Annotated in this window: 15 protein-coding genes and 1 pseudogene; 7 read left to right on the top strand and 9 right to left on the bottom strand. The window is 61.0% G+C overall.

The window, feature by feature from the left end; translation table 11 throughout:
- The first annotated feature begins 52 nt into the window (after positions 1–52).
- The gene (aqpZ, locus tag Q8X51_RS00730) at positions 53–754 is read left to right on the top strand and encodes an aquaporin Z (RefSeq protein ID WP_065946862.1); all 702 of its coding nucleotides are present in this window, start codon (positions 53–55) and stop codon (positions 752–754) included.
- A gap of 53 nt (positions 755–807) precedes the next feature.
- Here aqpZ and Q8X51_RS00725 read toward each other — a convergent pair whose 3' ends face one another.
- The 3 genes and pseudogenes from Q8X51_RS00725 to Q8X51_RS00715 form a co-directional block, all read right to left on the bottom strand.
- Positions 808–1,056, bottom strand: a complete 249-nt coding sequence (locus Q8X51_RS00725) for a BrnA antitoxin family protein (RefSeq protein ID WP_065946863.1) — start codon at positions 1,054–1,056, stop codon at positions 808–810.
- Positions 1,034–1,312: pseudogene (locus Q8X51_RS00720) on the bottom strand (BrnT family toxin). The gene Q8X51_RS00725 and the pseudogene Q8X51_RS00720 overlap by 23 nt, the downstream one beginning before the upstream one ends.
- A gap of 77 nt (positions 1,313–1,389) precedes the next feature.
- Positions 1,390–2,514 carry a GNAT family N-acetyltransferase gene (locus Q8X51_RS00715; RefSeq protein WP_065946865.1) on the bottom strand — a complete coding sequence of 375 codons (1,125 nt, stop codon included), beginning with the start codon at positions 2,512–2,514 and terminating at the stop codon, positions 1,390–1,392.
- A gap of 283 nt (positions 2,515–2,797) precedes the next feature.
- Between Q8X51_RS00715 and Q8X51_RS00710 the strand changes: the two genes are divergently transcribed.
- Positions 2,798–4,141: a putative porin gene (locus Q8X51_RS00710; protein WP_027603753.1), complete on the top strand. Its 1,344-nt coding sequence runs from the start codon at positions 2,798–2,800 to the stop codon at positions 4,139–4,141.
- A gap of 107 nt (positions 4,142–4,248) precedes the next feature.
- Here Q8X51_RS00710 and Q8X51_RS00705 read toward each other — a convergent pair whose 3' ends face one another.
- The 5 genes from Q8X51_RS00705 to aceK form a co-directional block, all read right to left on the bottom strand.
- Complete coding sequence (locus Q8X51_RS00705) at positions 4,249–4,494, bottom strand: anti-sigma factor family protein (protein ID WP_027603752.1); 246 nt, start codon at positions 4,492–4,494, stop codon at positions 4,249–4,251.
- The gene (locus tag Q8X51_RS00700; RefSeq protein WP_027603751.1) at positions 4,488–5,102 is read right to left on the bottom strand and encodes an RNA polymerase sigma factor; all 615 of its coding nucleotides are present in this window, start codon (positions 5,100–5,102) and stop codon (positions 4,488–4,490) included. The genes Q8X51_RS00705 and Q8X51_RS00700 overlap by 7 nt, the downstream gene beginning before the upstream one ends.
- Before the next feature lie 17 nt (positions 5,103–5,119).
- Positions 5,120–6,241, bottom strand: a complete 1,122-nt coding sequence (locus Q8X51_RS00695) for a beta-ketoacyl-ACP synthase III (protein WP_407693413.1) — start codon at positions 6,239–6,241, stop codon at positions 5,120–5,122.
- Between the two features lie 297 nt (positions 6,242–6,538).
- The gene (gene hrpA, locus Q8X51_RS00690; RefSeq protein ID WP_407693412.1) at positions 6,539–10,450 is read right to left on the bottom strand and encodes an ATP-dependent RNA helicase HrpA; all 3,912 of its coding nucleotides are present in this window, start codon (positions 10,448–10,450) and stop codon (positions 6,539–6,541) included.
- A 118-nt stretch (positions 10,451–10,568) separates the two neighbouring features.
- A complete protein-coding gene (aceK, locus tag Q8X51_RS00685) occupies positions 10,569–12,284 on the bottom strand; it encodes a bifunctional isocitrate dehydrogenase kinase/phosphatase (RefSeq protein WP_065924721.1) in 1,716 nt (571 codons plus the stop codon).
- Positions 12,285–12,674: 390 nt separating this feature from the next.
- On the opposite strand from aceK, the gene Q8X51_RS00680 reads away from it, so the two are divergent.
- Together Q8X51_RS00680 and Q8X51_RS00675 are read left to right on the top strand one after the other, a co-directional pair.
- Positions 12,675–14,300: a methyl-accepting chemotaxis protein gene (locus Q8X51_RS00680; RefSeq protein WP_407693411.1), complete on the top strand. Its 1,626-nt coding sequence runs from the start codon at positions 12,675–12,677 to the stop codon at positions 14,298–14,300.
- 52 nt (positions 14,301–14,352) lie between these two features.
- Positions 14,353–15,237 carry a DMT family transporter gene (locus tag Q8X51_RS00675; RefSeq protein WP_407693410.1) on the top strand — a complete coding sequence of 295 codons (885 nt, stop codon included), beginning with the start codon at positions 14,353–14,355 and terminating at the stop codon, positions 15,235–15,237.
- Positions 15,238–15,267: 30 nt separating this feature from the next.
- Here the strand turns inward: Q8X51_RS00675 and Q8X51_RS00670 are convergent, their stop codons facing one another.
- Positions 15,268–16,128 (bottom strand): DMT family transporter, encoded by an 861-nt coding sequence (locus Q8X51_RS00670; protein ID WP_407693409.1) that lies wholly within the window; start codon positions 16,126–16,128, stop codon positions 15,268–15,270.
- A 425-nt stretch (positions 16,129–16,553) separates the two neighbouring features.
- On the opposite strand from Q8X51_RS00670, the gene Q8X51_RS00665 reads away from it, so the two are divergent.
- The 3 genes from Q8X51_RS00665 to wecC all read left to right on the top strand — a co-directional run bounded on the left by Q8X51_RS00665 (position 16,554) and on the right by wecC (position 19,988).
- Positions 16,554–17,345, top strand: coding sequence for a CPBP family intramembrane glutamic endopeptidase (locus Q8X51_RS00665; RefSeq protein WP_407693408.1), 792 nt, complete (start codon positions 16,554–16,556; stop codon positions 17,343–17,345).
- Positions 17,346–17,577: 232 nt separating this feature from the next.
- The gene (gene wecB, locus Q8X51_RS00660) at positions 17,578–18,729 is read left to right on the top strand and encodes a non-hydrolyzing UDP-N-acetylglucosamine 2-epimerase (RefSeq protein ID WP_407693407.1); all 1,152 of its coding nucleotides are present in this window, start codon (positions 17,578–17,580) and stop codon (positions 18,727–18,729) included.
- Positions 18,726–19,988, top strand: a complete 1,263-nt coding sequence (wecC, locus tag Q8X51_RS00655; RefSeq protein ID WP_065924727.1) for a UDP-N-acetyl-D-mannosamine dehydrogenase — start codon at positions 18,726–18,728, stop codon at positions 19,986–19,988. Before wecB ends, wecC begins: the two co-directional genes overlap by 4 nt.

Here is a 19,988-nt window from a genome sequence, read left to right as displayed (position 1 = left end):
GAGCATCACTGATTTACTGATTGGGTAGAGCGATCTATCAAGGACGTGCTGCATGTCTTTGTTCAAGCGTTCAGTCACAGAGGGGTTGGGAACGTTTTGGCTGGTGTTGGGTGGTTGCGGGAGTGCGGTGTTGGCCGCCGCGTTTCCCGCAGTCGGGATCGGATTGCTGGGCGTGGCCCTGGCGTTCGGGCTCACGGTGCTGACCATGGCGGTGGCCATCGGGCATATCAGCGGTTGTCACCTCAACCCGGCGGTATCGGTGGGGCTGGTAGTGGGCGGGAGGTTTCCGGCCAGGGAGTTACCGGCGTACATCGTGGCCCAAGTCGTCGGCGGGGTGGTCGCCGCCGCATTGTTGTACTTCATCGCCAGCGGCAGGCCGGGCTTTGAACTGGCCGGTGGGCTGGCCTCCAACGGCTATGGCGAGCATTCGCCGGGCGGCTATTCAATGGCAGCGGGGTTTGTCTGCGAGCTGGTGATGACAGCCATGTTCGTGCTGATCATCCTCGGCGCCACCGACCACCGTGCCCCGAAGGGCCTCGCGCCCATCGCCATTGGCCTGGCCCTCACCTTGATCCACCTGATCTCCATCCCCGTGACCAACACCTCGGTCAACCCGGCCCGCAGTACCGGCCCGGCATTGATCGTGGGCGGGTGGGCGATCCAGCAGTTGTGGATGTTCTGGCTCGCGCCGATCCTCGGTGCGGTGGTGGGCGGTGTGGTCTATCGATGGCTGGGCAAGGAGGAGCCGGGCTGAGACAAAGGGTCAGCCCTGCCGGTAGAGCAGGGCTGATTTCAATGGGCAGATACTCAACCCTGATGAGCCTGCATATATTGGCGCAACAATTGATTGATGCGCGTCTGGTAGCCCGTACCCTGACCTTTAAACCACTCCAAAACGTCGGCGTCCAGTCGAATAGTAACGGCTTGCTTTATTGGAACGCGTAATTCTGCACGTCGGAAAAATTCCGCGTCCAACTCAGGAATATCGCTGGTATCAACTTCTTCATCATTCATCTTGGCCAGGCGCTCCCAATCAGTTTTCGATGTTTGCGTCATAATATTTGGCCTCCTTCTTGGTTGCTTTTCGGGCGAAAATGATACGGATCACATCACCATGCCGCTCGGTGTATACGACCACACCCATTAACAATTTGATCCAGCCAATACTGATCCAACGCTATTCGCCATAATCCGCTCGATCATTGCGCAAGGCCAGCATTGGATGCCGAAAGATATCCGGAACGTCGTTGAAATCGATGCCGTGCTTGGAAATATTGACTTTGTTCTTGGACTCATCCCACTCAAAATGCACGGCACATCCTGTATGTACTTTTGTACATACAGGATATCGACTCCATTACGTCCTGCCAGCATTGCCAGACCAATGGTTCAGCCCTGCCGGTAAGGCAGCGCCGCCCTCGCCTCTTCGGCATACGCCACAATCCCCACCCGCTCGCGCTCGAGGAAATCCTCCACGGCATTCTTCAACCCGGGGTGGCGCAGGTAGTGCCACGACCGGGTGATCACCGGCTCGAACCCGCGAATCAATTTGTGCTCGCCCTGGGCGCCGGCGTCGAAGCGTTGCAGGCCATGAGCGATGGCGTAGTCCATGCCCTGGTAGAAGCAGGTTTCAAAATGCAGCCGGTCAAACTCCGCCAGGCAACCCCAGTAGCGGCCGTAGAAGCTGTCGCCACCGATCAGGCTGAAGGCCATGGCCACCGGTCGCGTGCCTTGCCTGGCCAGCACCACACGGATCGCCTCGGGCATGCGCTCGGCCAGCAGGCTGAAAAACGCGCGGGTCAAGTACGGTGCCTGGCGGCGTACTGCGTAGGTATTGGCGTAGCAGGCGTAGACAAAATCCCACTGCGCCTCGTTCAGCTCGTGGCCTTGCAACCATTCGAAGTCGATGCCCTGCCCCGCCACTTGTTCGCGCTCCTTGCGCATCTGTTTGCGTTTGCGGGAACTGAGGGCGTCGAGGAAATCCTGGAAGTCACGGTAGCCGCGATTCTGCCAGTGAAACTGACAACCCAGGCGCTGCAACCAACCCGGTTGTTGGGCTAACGCCTCATCGGCCAAGCCATCGGTGAAGTTGATATGGGCACTGGAGAGCCCTTCGATTTCCAGGTAGCCCGGCAGGCTCTTCAGCAGTTCGAAACCATCGTCGACGCTGGCCGCCAACAAGCGGGGGCCGCTGACCGGGCTGAATGGTACGGCCGTCAGCAGCTTGGGGTAGTAATCAATGCCCGCACGCTCGCAGGCATCGGCCCAACCATGGTCGAACACGTACTCGCCGTAGGAATGCCATTTGCGATAACTGGGCAATGCCGCCACCAGTCGGTCGCCTTCCCAATGTAACAAATGCTCCGGTTGCCAGCCCGCTTGAGGGCCCAGGCTGGCACTGTCTTCCAGCGCGCTGAGGAAGGCGTGCCGCACAAAAGGCTGGGCGTCCGGCACCAGTGCGTCCCAGGCCTGCGGGGCGATTTCGGACAGGCTGTCCAGGCGTTGCAGCGGCATTGGCATCCTCACTACGTCATGGCATGAAAACCTCGCGAGTATCGCTTATCGCAGGTCCGGGCACACCCCCGAATCGCCCGACAAGGCTCTAAATCAATAGTTCCATTCTTAAATAATTTGTCATCTACATGACATCACTTCGCCACTGCGCCGTCATAAACGATCGTGATACTGACGCCTGTTTTTAGAGCGCCTGGTTCTATCAGGTGGTTACTTTTCCGTCCGTCATCGGTCGGTTGTGTCCTGGATGGTTTGCCATCCCTCCTCACTTTCGGAGATTGATATGCGTCTTGCTTCCACTAAAACTGCAGCGGCCCTGTGCGGGGGCCTGTTACTGGCCCTGAGCGTTCCGGCCAGCGCTGCAGTCGACGCTAAATTGCTCGACATGCTCAAGGCCAACGGCCAAATCACCGCTTCGCAGTACACCGAACTGCAAAACGAGTTGGCCAAAGACCAGAAAGAACAGCAGATCGCACGGCAAGCTCAACAAGAGACCAACGAACAGATCGCGGCCACCGCGAAGAAAACCAACGAGCTGAGCAGCTTCGACCAGAAACTGGCCTGGGCCGCCAAGACTCAGTTCAAGGGTGATGTGCGCATGCGCCACGAGACCATCAAGGTCGAAGGCGAAAATGGCGTTACCCGCGCCGGCGTCACCGGCCGTGACAAGGACCGCGAACGGATCCGCGCACGCCTCGGCGCCTACACCGAAATCAACCCGCAGGTGGACACCGGTATTCGTATCGCCACCGGCGGCGGCAGCGATGCGCGCTCCACCAACCAGGACCTGGACGGCTACTTCGATAAAAAATCGATCTGGCTGGACCTCGGCTATATCGACTACCACCCTGACCAGATCAAAAACCTGCACATCATTGGCGGCAAAATGCTGCAGCCCTGGGTCAACATGGGCGATGTGATCTGGGATAGCGACATCAACCCGGAAGGCCTGGCACTCACCTACAAGTACCCACTGGGCGGCAGCGCCGAGCTGTTCGGCAGCCTGGGTAACTACAACCTCAAGGACAACGTGGACGGTGACGGCGTGCAGTACCGCCATGACCTGCGCCTGACCACCGGCCAGTTGGGGACCCGCTTCTCGGTGACCGACAACCTGAAAATGACCCTGGGCGGCAGCGTCTACGCCTACCAGAACGATGAAGACAGCCGCGCCTCAGGCACCAGTACCCCGAACGTGCTGGCCACCAACGGCAACACCCCCAACGGCGAGTTCCGCCTGTATGAAGGCTTCGGTCAAGTCGATATCGGCGGCCTGGCGGTGCCTCTGTCGTTCTACGGTCAGTACGTGAAAAACAACGACGCAATCGACGATGCGGACACGGCCTGGTTGCTGGGTGCCAAGTCCAAGGTGTTCGGTTTCAACCTGGACTACAACTATCGCGACGTGCAGAAAAACGCCGTGGTGGGGGCCTTCACCGATTCGGACTTCGGCGGCGGCTTCACCGGTTCCCGTGGTCACAAGTTCAAAGTCGGCTATGACATCGACAAGAACTTCGCCGTCGGCGCGACCTACTTCCTGACCAAGACCGACACCTACAGCCGCACGCTGGTGGACGGTAGCGCCAAAGCCAACACCTTCCAGCTGGATGCAGAAGCCAAGTTCTAAAGATAAGTGTTCAAGACCTCGGGCCAGGACGGCCCGAGGTGGCTGTACCAGACTTGCGTGGGTGGATCGGTCCCCATCATCCGTCCGATCGCCCCACGCGAGCCTGCTTATTCCCCGCCTTTCTGATCCTTGAGCCGCTCGGCAGCCAGCCGCTGCGCCAAGGCATCCACATCCTTCACCGGTTCCTGCGGCAGCATCCGCAACGTCGCCTGCAGCAGGCGCATCTGGCGGATAAACCGTCGGCAGTTGGGGCAGAACATCAAGTGATGACGCACCAGCAGACGTTCGCGAAAGGTCAATTGCCCATCGAGATAGTCACTGGAACGTGCCACTTGTTCTTTACAGGTCAACATTCGCCCGTTTCCTCAAAATGCTCCACCGTGGCGAAGACTTTAAGCCGTGCTCGATGCAGCAGCACGCGGACATTGGAGAGTGAGAGCGTCAGAAGATTACAGATCTCCTCCAGTTCCAGGCCCTGGCGTTCACGCAGCACCAGCACGCTGCTTTGCAGTTCGGACAAACTCAGCAACGTGTGCTCCAGGCACTTGCGCAGCTCATCCTCGGTCAGCAAGGCTTCCGGGGTGTCCTGGTGCCAGGCATACGGGGCGACGGCCCAGTGGCCATCATCGGGGGAGAATCGATCATCGCCGATGGTGCCGTGGGGCGAAGGCAAATCGTCGAGCAACACTTCCCGGCGATTCTGCTTATAGCGCCCCTTGGCAGCGTTGGCGGTAATGGTCAGCAGCCAGGTCTTGAGGCTGGAACGTCCTTCGAATTTGGCCAGGTTGCGCACCACCGACAGCCAGGCGTCCTGCACCACTTCGTCGGCATGCCGCTGGCCGGCGATGGCATACGCCACCGCCCGCATTGCGCTTTGGTACGTGGTGACCAATTCCTTGTAGGCCCGTTGCTCGCCCTTGAGCAGTCGTTCAAGCAGGTGCGCGTCGTCCGCTGCTGCCATTCAAGACCTCGATTGTCTTAACGCTTGCGCAGGATCACGCTACCGATCGAATAGCCTGCGCCAAACGAACTGAGGACCGCGACGGCGCCCTTGGGCAGATCGTCCTGGTAAGTGTGGAATGCAATCACCGAACCCGCCGAGCTGGTGTTGGCGTAAGTATCGAGGATCACCGGAGCTTCTTCCACCGTGGCTTCGCGGCCCAGCAGTTTCTTCACAATCAGGTGGTTCATGCTCAGGTTGGCCTGGTGCAGCCAGAAGCGCTTCACATCGGCCACGTTCAACTGGTTCTCTTCCAGGTGCACGCCGATCAGTTCCGCGACCATCGGGCACACGTCGCGGAAGACTTTGCGGCCTTCCTGCACGAACAGCTTGTCGGGCGCACCGATGCCCTCTTCCGCCGCGCGGTTGAGGAAACCGAAGTTGTTGCGGATGTTATTGGAGAACTTGGTCAGCAGCTTGGTGCTCACCACGTCGAACTGATGCGCGGAGGTCGCCAGGTCGGCGCGCTCGAGGACGACGGCCGTGGCGGCGTCGCCGAAGATAAAGTGACTGTCGCGGTCGCGGAAGTTCAAGTGGCCGGTGCAGACTTCCGGGTTGACCATCAGGATCGCCCGGGCCTGGCCCAGCTGGATGCTGTTGGCGGCGTTCTGGATACCGAAGGTCGCCGAGGAACACGCCACGTTCATGTCGAAACCGAAGCCTGCGATGCCAAGGGCTTCCTGGACTTCGATGGCGATGGCCGGGTAGGCACGTTGCAGGTTGGAACAGGCGACGATCACACCATCAATGTCGGCGGCGGTCTTGCCGGCGCGCTGCAGGGCCTGCTCGGCGGCACCGATGGCCATCTGGCAAAGCACGGACCACTCGTCATTGCTGCGCTCGGGCAGGCGCGGCGCCATGCGCTGCGGGTCAAGAATGCCCTCCTTGTCCATCACGAAGCGGCTCTTGATGCCCGAGGCTTTTTCGATGAACGCAGCGCTCGACTCCGTCAGCGCCTGGACTTCACCGCGCTCGATGGCAGCGGCGTTGTCCGAGTTGAACTGGTGCACGTAAGCATTGAAAGACTGCACCAGTTCTTCGTTGCTGATGCTGTTGGCAGGGGTGTAAAGGCCAGTGCCGCTGATGACGACGTTATGCACGATCGTTCCTCTAAATCTGTCAGGCAGATGATATTGGTACCGACGTACCAAACCGTAAGTAGTTCTATTCCGCCCAGCGGACATCAAACTGGCATCGCTTTATTCCATCGCGCCGTGGCTACACACCAGCCCATCACGACGATCCCGGCATTTATAACCGCGAAGTTTGCCACAAACCCTGGGGTTTGGCGCCATATGCCGGATAAACACCCTGATCAAAGCGCGATCAAGTTTCAATGTGGGAGATTGCCCCCTCCCACATTTGGACCTGTCTGGTCTGGATAACCGAGAAAGGGATCAGGCCTCGACCAGGCTCCACTGCTTGCTCAAGCGCTTGTCGGAAATCGGCACCTTGGTCCCCAACTGCTGTGCAAACAACGACACCCGGTATTCCTCCAACCACCAGCGATACAGCTCCAGTTGCGGGTCGCGCTTGCCTTCCTGGGTGTGCTTGTTCAAGCGGTTCTGGTACTGCGCCCACAGGCCGCCCAGTTCGCTGCTCCACACACGATCCTTTTGTACCTGGCCAGGCAGTTTCTCCAGGCGCAATTCGATGGCCTTGAGAAAACGCGGCAATTCCTTGAACCACTGCGCCGGGGTTTCGCGCACAAAGCCGGGATACACCAAGTTGCTCAATTGCTGCTTGATGTCGTTCAGGGCCACGGCCTGGGCCAGGTCGATCTTGCCCTTGAAGCGCTTTTGCAGGCCATGCCAGAGCTTCAGCACGTCCAGGGTCAGGCGCGCCAGGCGTTCGGCGTGTTCGGTCCAACTGCCACGCTTGCGTTCAGCCAGCGCCGCCAAACCGGCACCGTCACGGGGCAGGCTGGCTTCGCCTTCCAGCACACAGGTGTCGAGGCTGGCCAGCAGGATGTCTTCCACCAGGGCGTCGATACGCCCCAGTTCGCGGTACATCAGGCCCAGTTCAGTGAGGCCGGGCAATTTGCCGCGCAGGAATTTCGCCGGTTCCGCCAATTGCTGCATCAACAGGCGTTGCAACGCACGGCGGTGCTGGAACTCAGCCTCGGCGGCGGTGGAAAAACGGCCCTCTTTCACGGTGCCGTTTTCTTCCACCAGCGCCGGATAGACCGTCATCGACAGCCCGGCGATCTTCTGCTGGGTTTTCTCGGCCACCGCCGCGAACACCTTGGCCTCCACCGGCTGCTGGCTTTTCGCGGTGTGCGGCACGGCCAGCGCGGCCTGGCTGGCTTCGACAAAACGCGCGGTCAACTCGGCCAGGTCGCGGCCCTCGCCAAGGAACTTGCCTTGACCGTCGACCACTTCCAGGTTCATCTTCAGATGGTTTTCCACCTGCTGCGCCGCTTCGGCCCAGGCCTCATCGCTGACCCGCGCCCCGGTCATGCGCATCAATTCGCGCCCCAATGCCTGGGGCAGCGAACCCTGGCCAAACTCGATGCGCTGCAGCGCCGCCTTGACGAAATCCGGCACCGGCACGAAGTTCTTGCGCAGGGCCTTGGGCAGGTTGCGCACCAGGGCGATGCACTTGGCTTCGATCACCCCCGGCACCAGCCACTCCAGGCGCTCCGGCGGCAAGGCCGGCAGCAGCGGTGCCGGTACGCGCAGGGTCACGCCGTCGCGGGGGTGGTTGGGTTCGAAGTGGTAACTCAGGGCCAGTTCCAGATCGCCCAGGTGCAGGGTGTCCGGGTAATGGGCGGCAGTGACTTCACTGGCTTCGCGGGCCAGCACGTCTTCCTCGCGCATGATCAGCAACTGCGGGTCTTTCTGGCTGTTGACCTTGTACCAGCTGTCAAAGGTGGCGGTCTGGTGGATCTCCGCCGGCAGCCGTGCGTCATAGAACGCGTACAAGGTCTCTTCGTCGGCCAGGATATCGCGGCGGCGCGCCTTGGCTTCCAGTTCGTCGAGCTGCTCCAGCAGTTGCTGGTTGGCCGTCAGGCATTTGGCGCGGGACTGGATCTCGCCACGCACCAAGCCTTCGCGAATAAACAACTCCCGCGACACCACCGGGTCAATCGGCCCGTAATGCACCGGCCGACGCCCGACCACGATCAGCCCGAACAGGGTGATCTGCTCGAACGCCACCACCTGGCCGCGCTTCTTCTCCCAGTGGGGTTCGAAGTGGTTTTTCTTGATCAAGTGCCCGGCCAGCGGTTCGATCCAGTCGGCATCGATCTTCGCCACCATGCGCGCATACAGCTTGGTGGTTTCCACCAGTTCGGCGGTCATCAGCCATTGCGGGCGTTTCTTGCCGATACCCGAGGACGGGTGAATCCAGAAGCGTCGCTGACGGGCGCCGAGATAATCGCCGTCCTCGGTCTTCTGGCCGATCTGGCTGAGCAGGCCGGACAGCACCGCCTTGTGCAGCTTGGGGAAGTCCGCCGGTTCTTTGTTGACGGTCAACTGCATGTCGCGGCAGATCAGGCTCAACTGGCGATGGGAGTCGCGCCACTCGCGCAGGCGCAGGTAGTTGAGGAAGTTCTTGCGGCACCAGTTGCGCAGCGGGCTGGCGGTGAGTGCCTGGCGCTGCTCTTCAAAACCACGCCACAAATTGACCAGCCCGGCGAAGTCCGAGTCCGCATCTTTCCACTGCGCATGGGCCTGGTCGGCGGCCTGCTGGCGCTCCGGTGGGCGCTCGCGCGGGTCCTGGATCGACATGGCGCTGGCCACGATCAACACTTCCTGCAAGCTGCCGAGCTTGGCGGCTTCGAGCAGCATGCGGCCCATGCGCGGGTCCACCGGCAGGCGCGCCAACTGACGGCCCAATGGCGTGAGCTGGCTGTTGCGGTCGACCGCCGAGAGTTCCTGCAACAGGTTGAAACCGTCGCTGATGGCCTTGCCGTCCGGCGGTTCGATAAACGGGAAATCGGTGATTTCGCCCAGGCGCAGGTGCAGCATCTGCAGGATCACCGCCGCGAGGTTGGTGCGCAAAATCTCAGGGTCGGTAAATTCCGGACGGCCGATAAAATCCTCTTCGCTGTACAAGCGAATGCAGATCCCCGGCTCCACCCGGCCGCAACGGCCTTTACGCTGGTTGGCACTGGCCTGGGAAATCGCCTCGATCGGCAGGCGCTGCACCTTGGCGCGGTAGCTGTAGCGGCTGATGCGTGCGGTGCCGCTGTCGATCACATAACGAATGCCCGGCACCGTCAGCGAGGTTTCCGCGACGTTGGTCGCCAGCACCACTCGGCGCCCTGGGTGGGACTGGAAAATGCGCTGCTGTTCGGCCGGCGACAGGCGTGCGTACAACGGCAGGATCTCGGTGTGCTTGAGCTGGGCCTTGCGCAGCATCTCGGCTGCATCGCGAATCTCGCGCTCGCCGGGCAAAAATACCAGCACGTCACCAGGGCTGCGGCGTTCGCTGCGCTCATAGGCGGCGATTTCGTCGAGGGTGGCGAGGATCGCCTGATCGACGGTCAGGTCGTCTTCGACACGGTTGCCCTCCTCGTCCTGTTCCAGGGTCAGCGGGCGGTACCAGGTGTCCACCGGGAAGGTGCGGCCCGAGACCTCGACAATCGGTGCGTCGTCGAAGTGCTTGGAAAAACGCTCCAGGTCGATGGTCGCCGAAGTGATGATAACTTTCAGGTCCGGACGACGCGGCAGCAGGGTTTTCAGGTAACCCAGCAGGAAGTCGATGTTCAGGCTGCGTTCGTGGGCTTCGTCGACGATGATCGTGTCGTAGCGTTCCAGGTAACGGTCGTTCTGGGTTTCCGCCAGCAGGATACCGTCGGTCATCAGCTTGATCAGGGTGTTGGCGTCGCTTTGGTCTTCGAAGCGCACCTGATAGCCGACCAACGCGCCCAGCGGCGTGGCCAACTCTTCGGCGACGCGGCTGGCGACGCTGCGCGCAGCGATCCGGCGTGGTTGGGTATGGCCGATCAGGCCATATTGGCCGCGGCCGATCTCCAGGCAGATCTTCGGCAACTGGGTGGTCTTGCCCGAGCCGGTTTCGCCGGCAATGATCAGCACCTGATGCTTTTGCAGCGCGTCCTTGATCTCATCGCGCTTGGCCGCGATCGGCAAACTGTCGTCGTAACGAATCACCGGCAGGCTGGCGCGCCGCGCCGTGACCTGGGCGCAGGACGCCTGCATGCGCGTGACCCACTGCGCCAGCTTCTCCTCGTCGGGCTTCTTGCGCAGCTCAAGCAGTTGCCGCCGCAAGCGGTGACGGTCGGCGAGCATGGCGTGGTCGAGGTTTTTCAGCAGTTGGTCGATAGCGGGCGCTTGGTCAGTCATCGGGTACGCAAAGGTCGTCTATTTATGCAGGGTGCGGATTGTCGCAGAAAAGCAGCTGCGAGCGGCAAGCTTCAAGCGGCAAGTCAGGGCGGATCTGCTTTTACTTGCCGCTTTGAGCTTATGGCTGCTCTTTTCTTTTATAAGGGAAGACATCGATCACTTTGCCTGCACGAATCGCATCCTGCAGGCCTTTCCAATAATCAGCGTTATACAGCTCGCCATGCAGTTCATCGAACAGCTTGCGCTGGCCGGCGTCGGCGAACAGGAACGGCGGGAATTCTTCCGGGAACACGTCCAGCGGGCCGATGGAGTACCAGGGCTCCGAGGCCATTTCATCCTCGGGCGTGCGCGGCGCGGGGATGTGGCGGAAGTTGGCTTCGGTGAGAAAGCAGATTTCGTCGTAGTCGTAGAACACCACGCGACCGTGACGGGTGACGCCGAAGTTCTTCAGCAGCATGTCGCCGGGGAAGATGTTCGCTGCCGCCAGTTGCTTGATCGCCAAGCCGTAGTCTTCCAGGGCTTCGCGCACCTGGGCGGGGTTGGCGTTTTCCAGGTAGAGGTTGAGCGGGGTCATGCGCCGTTCGGTCCAGCAGTGGCGGATCAGTACCGTATCGCCTTCCACTTCGACGGTGCCGGCAGCGACGTCCAGCAGTTCAGCCAGGCACTCGGGCTCGAACTTGCCCAGGGGAAAGCGGAAGTCGGCAAACTCCTGGGTATCGGCCATGCGCCCGACGCGATCGACGCTTTTGACCAGGCGGTACTTCTCGATCACCGTGGCGCGGTTGACGTTTTTCGACGGTGAAAAACGGTCCTTGATGATCTTGAACACGGTATTGAAGCCCGGCAGGGTGAACACGCTCATGACCATGCCACGCACGCCGGGGGCCATGATGAATTGATCGTCGGTGGTGGCCAGGTGGTTGATCAGCGCGCGGTAGAACTCCGACTTGCCGTGTTTGTAGAAACCAATCGAGGTGTACAGCTCGGCAATGTGCTTGCCCGGCAGGATGCGTTTGAGAAAGCCGATAAATTCCGCCGGTACCGGCACGTCGACCATGAAGTAGGAACGGGTGAACGAAAAGATGATCGACACCTCGGCCTCGTCCGTGATCAGCGCATCGATCTGGATGCCCTGGCCTTCGCGGTGCAGCAGCGGAATCACCAGGGGCCATTGTTCGTCGCGGGTGTAGATGCGCCCGACGAGGTAGGCGCCTTTGTTGCGGTAGAGCACCGAGGAAAACAGCTCGACCTTGAGGTCCGGGTCCTTGCACACCCAGTCCGGCAGGTTTTCCCGCAGTTGGGTTTCGAGGCGACCCAGGTCGGTTGCCAGGTCGGCGTAGGGCTCGCTGAAACGATAGTCGGCAAAAATCTGCGCGAGCATCTCGGGAATCTGGCCGGCGGGCGCGTAGGTATGGGTTTGTGCCGCCCGTGCCCGGCGCAGGCTCGGCCGCGTGGTGTGGATGAACATGCAGCCGTCGCTGATCAGGTCATGGCTGAACAGGCCGCAGAAGATCGAGTTGTACCAGGTCTCGGACAGCTCATCGTCAAAACGCAGGTCGATCAGGCCGATATAGGCGCTTTTCACCAGCGGCCACAGGTCAATGTCGAGCAATGCGCTGCCCTCGAAGTTCGCGCGCAGGCGCGCGCTCACTTCACCGACCTTGTCTTCGTACAGGTTGATCCGCGCCGCCGATGCCGCCTGCCCCTGTTGCCACTGGGCCTTTTCGAAACGCTCGCGGGCGCCATCGGTGATCTGGCGAAAGTGCTCGCGGTAATCGTCGAAGCCTTCGAGGATAGTGCGGGCGATAGCGAGGGCAGGCGTGGATGGCGACATGCGGGAAACCTCGAGCGGGCATCTGGGATGCCCTGAGCTTAGCCAGTGTACGCAGGCAGGAGAAGGGTCATTTTTTGCACTGACTTGTACAGCTCCGTTCATTTCGTACATTTATTTTCAATTTTTTAATTCGACCGATCGGTCAATAAACGCACCTCACAGTCGATCCGCGTTTGATCCACAGGCCTTGAGCGCCGTGGCCTGGCAGGTAGAAGCCGAAAAACCGCCAACCAGAACGGCCGCGGGTCCTCCATAGGGCTTTGGATCCAACTAAGGGAAACCCCGATTACTACCTTGATGGCACTTTGATATATAGCGCGCCCTCTCCCACCCTAACAAGGTCCGAAGACCGACCCGGGAGCAGGTTCTAATCGCCCAAGGAGCATTGAGATGTCATTGAGGAATATGAGGATCGGTCTGCGTGCCAGTCTGAGTTTTGGGGTTTTGGCCAGCTTGCTGGTGATTGTGGGAATGTTTGGCCTGGGCCAGATGGCCAAGCTGCGGGAAAGCGCGCTGGTCATTGAACAAACCTGGATGCCGAGCATCGAGAATATCCATGACAGCGCAGCCTTGGTGGCCACTGTCCGCCTGGAGTCCCTGCGCCTGGTGAGCACCGACGAGTCTCGCGTGCGTGAGACCAGCAGAGGCCTGATCACCCGCACCAGCAGCGAACTGCAAGCCCTGCTCGAGCGCCATGAAACCTTGCTGAGCAATGACCAAGAGCGCGAACTGCTGAAAACCCTCAAGGCCAATGTCGCGACATACCTGGCCATCGTCGGGCAGATGGTTGCGTTGGTGGACAAGGATCAACAGCAAGACGCCCTCGACCTGCTCGTCAGCCGCCTCGCCCCCCAGGGCACGATCCTGAGCCAGAGCCTGGAAAACCTGATCGTCTTTAACCAGAACGGCGTGGAAGCGGCGGCCGATTCGGCCGCACAGATGTATTCGAGCGCACAGTGGATTGTCGGCCTGATTATCGCAGTCGCACTGATCGCCACCTTGCTGCTGGCCTGGCTGCTGACCCGCAGCATCACCGCGCCGATCGGCCAGGCCCTGAACGTGGCGCGCACCATCGCCGCCGGCGACTTGAGCCAGCCGATCGTGGTGCACGGCCATGACGAACCCGCGCAATTGCTGAGCGCCCTGGCGACCATGCAAGCGCATCTGCAGACCACCATCCGAGGCATCAGCGAATCGGCGCAGCAACTGGCTTCCGCCGCCGAAGAAATGAGCGCGGTGATGGAACAAAGCACGCGCGGCCTGCAGGCGCAGAACGATGAAATCGAGCAGGCTGCCACCGCCGTGACCGAGATGAGCACGGCAGTGGACGAGGTCGCGGGTAATGCGGTGTCCAGCGCCGAGGCGTCCCAGGCTTCCGATGAAGACAGCAAGCACGGCCACTACCAGATCAGCGAAACCATCAGCTCGATCCAGAACCTGGTGGACGAAGTGCTCGGCGCCTCGAACAAGGCCGAAGGCCTGGCGCTGCAAGCGCAGGACATCAGCAAGGTGCTGGAAGTGATTCGCGGCATTGCCGGGCAAACCAACCTGCTGGCGCTCAACGCCGCGATTGAAGCGGCGCGTGCCGGTGAAGCCGGGCGTGGGTTCGCGGTCGTCGCCGACGAGGTGCGGTCGCTGGCACAGCGCACCCAGGACTCCACCGAAGAAATCGAGCAGATGATCACCGGTATCCAGCAAGGCACCCAGGCCACCGTCGAGGCGCTGAACAGCAGCGCCGAGCATGCCGGCCAGACCTTGCAACGGGCCAACAGCGCCGGCAGTGCCCTGGAAAAAATCACCGCCGCCATCTCGCAGATCAGCCAGCGCAACCTGGTGATCGCCAGCGCCGCCGAGCAACAGGCGCTGGTAGCGCGCGATGTGGACCGCAGCCTGGTGAACATCCGCGACCTGTCCACCCAGACCGCCGCCGGCGCCACCCAGACCTCGGCCGCCAGCCAGGAACTGTCGCGGCTGGCGGTGGACCTGAATGGGCTGGTGACGCGGTTTGTCCTGTAATCAATGAAGGCGGCGTGCAACACTCGCGGCCTTATTGATGTAGGAGTGTTCCGTGAGGCCCGTTGACACCCTTTACCTGCTGGGGCTCGCCGCCATCTGGGGCGCGAGCTTTCTGTTCATGCGCATTATTGCGCCGGAAATCGGCACGCTGCCGACCGCATTTTTCCGCGTATCGATTGCCGCCGCCGGGCTATTGGTGATCCTGGCGATGGCGCGGGTGAACTGGGATTTCCAGGGCAAGTTCAAGACGGTCCTGTTGCTGGGGGTGATCAACTCGGGGATCCCGGCGACCATGTATTCGGTGGCCGCCCAGGTGCTGCCGGCGGGTTACTCGGCGATCTTCAATGCCACCACGCCATTGATGGGGGTGTTGATTGGCGGGCTGTTTTTCAGCGAACGCCTCACCCCGTCGAAAATCGCCGGGGTGTGCCTGGGTCTGTTCGGTGTAGGCGTGCTGACCCGTGCGGGACCGGTGGCGTTTGACCTGGAATTATTGATGGGCGCACTGGCTTGCCTGTTGGCCACCACCTGTTATGGCTTTGCCGGGTTCCTCGCCAGGCGCTGGCTGGACCAGCGTGGCGGGCTGGACAGTCGTCTCGCGGCCCTGGGCAGCATGCTGGGCGCGACGCTGTTTCTGCTGCCGTTATTTGCCTACAGCGCGATCAGCCATCCGCCTGCGAGTTGGGGTGGGTGGCAGGTCTGGTCGTCGCTGCTGGGGTTGGGGCTGGTGTGTACGGCGTTTGCGTACGTGTTGTACTTCCGGCTGCTCACCGCGATTGGGCCGGTGAGGTCGATGACCACCACCTTCCTGATCCCGCCGTTCGGCGTGTTGTGGGGGGCGTTGTTGCTCGACGAGCCCTTATCGATGGCGCATTTATATAGCGGCGTGTTGATTGCCGGGGCGTTGTGGCTGGTATTGCGGCCTCGAAAACCGTAGGCGCCGGCTGGCCGGCACCTACGGGGGGCATCAGTTTTTGCGGAACACGAAGACCAGCCCAATGATGATCAAGCCCATCCCCAACAGGCTCAGCATCGCGAGCCGATTGCCGAAGATCAGATAGTCCATCACCGCCGTCACCGCCGGCACCAGGTAGAACAGGCTGGTGACATTCACCAGGTTGCCCCGGGCGATCAGGCGGTACAGCAACAGCGTTGCCAGCAACGACACTACCAGGCCCATCCACAGCACCGGCAGGTAAAAGCCGGCGTTGTGTTCAACGTGGAACGGCTGGAACGGCACAAACACCGAACACAACAGCAGCCCCGCCAGGTACTGCACCGGCAGGGTGCCAAGGGGGTTGTCGGTGATGCGCTTTTGCATGATCGAGCCGAAGGTCATGCTTGCCAGGGCCAGCAGCCCGAACAGCATCCCGGCCAGGGACATGCCCGCCAGCCCGATGCCTTGGTAGACCACCATGATCAGCCCGGCCAGGCCCAGACTCAGGCCGAACATCCGGCGCCAGGATCGCTGGCGCTCCATCAGCACCACGGTGAGGATCGGCTGCACCCCCATGATGGTCGCCATGACGCCTGGGGTGACGCTGAGGTCCAGGGCCAGCAGATAGAAAATCTGATAGGCCCCCAGCAATACCAACCCGGTTGCCACCGCGTACAACATGGGCTTGCCGGGACGCGGCAGTTTCAACCGCAGGACCGGCACCAGGATCACCAGCCCCGCCAAGGCGATGGCAAAACGGATCAGCAGGAAGGCGAAGGGCGAAGCATGGGCCAGGCCCAGCTTGGAGAAGATCGCCCCGCTGCTCCACAGCAGGACAAACAGGCTCGTCGAGGCCGCCGCGGCCACGGAGTGTTTCGAAAGAACGGACATGGTTACCACCTGTAATCAGGCAAAAAAAGCCGATTCAGCCGCAGAGGCTGAAATTCAGTAGTTTTTTTTCAGGCAGGCAGAGCGGGCACAGCAACGTGCCGATCAGCCCGAAATGCCAACACCCGGCGGTGATACGACTGCGTACACCGGCGTGCTACTGACAGGTGGGGGGTAGTGACTGATCTGCGCAGGCTGCTTGTTCGCGCACGGCACGCGCACAGCGTTGACCGCTGAATCGACTACCGCTATGCGCAGGGAAGCTGGCATGTGCTGATCTTTTTGAAGGGATAAGGACGCGAGGACTATAACCAGCCGATGACATGTTTTGCAATCACTTGCCCAAGCCCTTTTGCGGGGAGGCGTTTTCACGTTTCGGGGCGCGGGCCGTCGCTATAATGCCGACCGGTATTTTCCAAGGATTCCCCATGCTCCCATTGCCCTGGCTGTACCTGGCGCTTCTTTCCATCGGCTATGCGCTGGCCTTGGCCTACGGGCAACTGGGCGTACTGGCGCTGGTGTCCGTCGCCCTGCTGTTGATCGCCGGCTATGCCGTACGCCAGCAGCGCACGCCGTGGGCGCGTTACCTGGGTCACGGGCTGTTTGTCGTGTTGGCGCTAGGCCTGGCGATGCACTGGCTGCCGGGGTTCTATAACGGTCGCGGCATTGACCCGCAGCGATTTACGCCTGATGCCGTGCCGTTCTCGATGTACCTGAACCAGGACAAGCCGCTGATTGGTTTCTGGTTGCTGCTGGCCTGCCCGTGGATTGTGGCGCGGCGTTCGTTGCGCCTGTCGATCTGCGTCACCGCGTTGGTACTGGCCCTTACCGCCATCGTCGCGCTGGGTGGCGCAGCCTTGCTGGGCGTGATCAGTTGGGCGCCGAAATGGCCGGACCAGGCCTGGCTGTGGGTACTCAACAACCTGTTGCTGGTGACCCTGGTGGAAGAAGCCCTGTTCCGTGGCTACATTCAAGGCGGCTTGAGCCGACGCTTCAAACAGTTGCCCTACGGCGAAAACCTCGCGCTGCTGCTGGCATCGCTGCTGTTCGGCCTGGTGCACGTGGGTGCAGGGTGGCAATGGGTGCTGCTGGCGGGCATCGCCGGGGTCGGTTATGGCCTGGCGTATCGGTTTGGCGGGCTGGGTGCGGCGATTGCCACGCACTTTGGCTTGAATCTGCTTCACTTCGGGTTGTTTACCTATCCAATGCTGGCAGGCTGAGGCTGCCTTCGGCGCGGCGCGGGTACTTTTACGACATTGGTAACACCTCGTAACCAGCCGAACGGTCAGTAGTCGGCTCCGCGCCCTTTGGGCAGAATCCCCCTTCGTTACCGACCCACTCCGTACAACCCGGTCCCCACGCGCTGACACGCCTGGCACTGCGTTGAAGGCAGCTGTGCACCCGCGTTTCAGGCCCAGCGTTTATTCACCCGCTATACAAGAAGCCATCCCCATGCCTCTCAAGACACTGTCTATCTTCGGCACCCGCCCGGAAGCCATCAAAATGGCGCCGATGGTGATCAATCTCGCAAATGACGACCGTTTCCACTCGAGAGTGTGTGTCACGGCGCAGCACCGGGAGATGCTGGACCAAGTGCTTGAGCTGTTTGGACTGGTACCCGACTACGACTTGAACATCATGAAGCCGGATCAGAACCTGACGGATGTGACGACGGCAATCATCCAGGGGCTGCAAGCTGTCCTGGAAGACTTCAAACCCGATGTGATCCTCGTCCACGGGGATACGGCGACCACTTTTTCAGCCAGTCTGGCGGCCTATTACCAACAGATCCCCGTTGCCCATATCGAAGCCGGGCTGCGTACCCACAACCTTTATTCCCCCTGGCCCGAGGAGGGCAACCGACGCCTGACGGGCAGCCTCGCGTCGATGCATTTCGCCCCCACCCAAACCTCGCGGCAGAACCTGATCAATGAGGGGGTGGCCGCCGAATGCATTCATGTCACGGGCAATACGGTGATCGATGCACTGCTCAGTGTTGTAGAGAAACTCCACGCCCCGACATCACCCCTGCGTAGCCGCCTTGACCGGCAATTTGCCTTTCTGCCCCAAGACCAGCGGATGGTCCTGGTGACAGGCCATCGCCGGGAAAATTTTGGCGAGGGTCTTGAACGTATCTGCCAGGCCCTGGCTGAAACCGCCGCGCATTTCCCGGCGGTGACCTTTGTCTACGCCGTGCACCTGAATCCCAATGTGCAGGAACCCGTGCGACGGCGACTGGCGAGCATCAGCAATGTACATCTGATCGAGCCGCTGGATTACCTGCCGTTTGTCTACCTGATGACCCGGGCGTACCTGATCCTCACGGATTCGGGCGGCATCCAGGAGGAAGCACCTGCACTGGGCAAGCCGGTGCTGGTGATGCGTGACACGACTGAACGCCCCGAGGCAGTCGATGCCGGGACGGCGCGGCTGGTGGGCACGGAGATCGCAAGCATTACTCACCACCTCAGGGAGTTGCTCAGCGATGAAGCGGCTTATCGGGAGATGAGTAATGCCCACAACCCCTACGGTGACGGCAGAGCGTGCACACGCATTCGCGAAGTTCTGATCGCAACCTGGCGAAAAAACGAGGCAGCGGCATGAGCATGCCGACACTCTGCGTCCTCGGCCTGGGTTATATCGGCTTGCCCACCGCCGCGCTGTTTGCCTCGCCGCAACGAACAGTCATTGGCGTCGATATAAACCCGCATATCGTGGACCTCATCAATCTCGGCCAAGTGCATATCATAGAGCCCGATCTGGACCGGTTGGTCCGCTCGGCGGTCAGCCACGGCTACCTGCGGGCGACAACCCGGCCGGAGCCGGCGGATGCCTTCCTGATCGCCGTGCCCACCCCATTCCTGGAAAACCGCGAGCCAGACCTGAGCTATATAGAAGCAGCCTGCCGTGCCATCGCCCCGGTGCTGAAAAAGCACGACCTCGTGATCCTGGAGTCGACTTCTCCGGTCGGTACCACCGAACTGATGGTGAAATGGCTGGCCAGTGTGCGTCCGGACCTGACCTTTCCCACCACCCATCAGCAAGCCAGTGACATCCGCATCGCCCACTGCCCCGAACGGGTACTGCCAGGGCATGTCTTGAGGGAATTGGTCAGCAATGACCGCATCATCGGGGGCATGACCGATGCCTGCTCAGCCGCAGCAGTACGGCTTTACCAGCAGTTTGTCGAAGGCCAGTGCATTGTCACTGACACACGCACCGCGGAAATGTGCAAGCTGACCGAAAACAGTTTCCGCGACGTCAATATCGCCTTCGCCAACGAACTCTCGATGATCTGCGCACAGTTGAAGATCGACCCATGGGAGCTGATCCGCCTGGCCAACCATCATCCGCGTGTGAATATCCTGCAGCCCGGGCCTGGCGTCGGTGGGCACTGTATAGCGGTGGACCCGTGGTTCATCGTCAGTAAAACACCGGACCTGGCGCTGTTGATCCGCACCGCACGCCTGGTCAACGACAGCAAACCCCAGTGGGTCATCCAGCAAGTCAAGGTGGCGGTGGCCAACCTTTTGTTCAAGCACCCCGGGCTGTGCGCGCACAACGTGCGAATTGCCTGCTATGGCCTGGCGTTCAAGGCAGACATCGACGACCTGCGCGAAAGCCCGGCACTTGGCATTGCCCGCCAGTTGGCCAACGAACTGGGGATAACGCTGCTGCTGGTCGAGCCCAATATCGATGCACTGCCCGACGACCTGACTGGCCATTCCCTGACCGACGTGGCCTGTGCCTGGGACAGCGCCCATATCCATGTGTTGCTGGTCGGGCATCGCGAGTTCAGATCCATGTCAGCGCGACATAGCAACGGCGTGGTGATTGATGCTGCCGGCGTACTGGCGAACTGA

Origin of the sequence: Pseudomonas sp. Yb2C2 (genome assembly GCF_052112325.1) — a bacterium.
GTDB lineage: Bacteria > Pseudomonadota > Gammaproteobacteria > Pseudomonadales > Pseudomonadaceae > Aquipseudomonas > Aquipseudomonas marginalis.
This window is presented reverse-complemented; position numbering and strand designations above follow the sequence as displayed.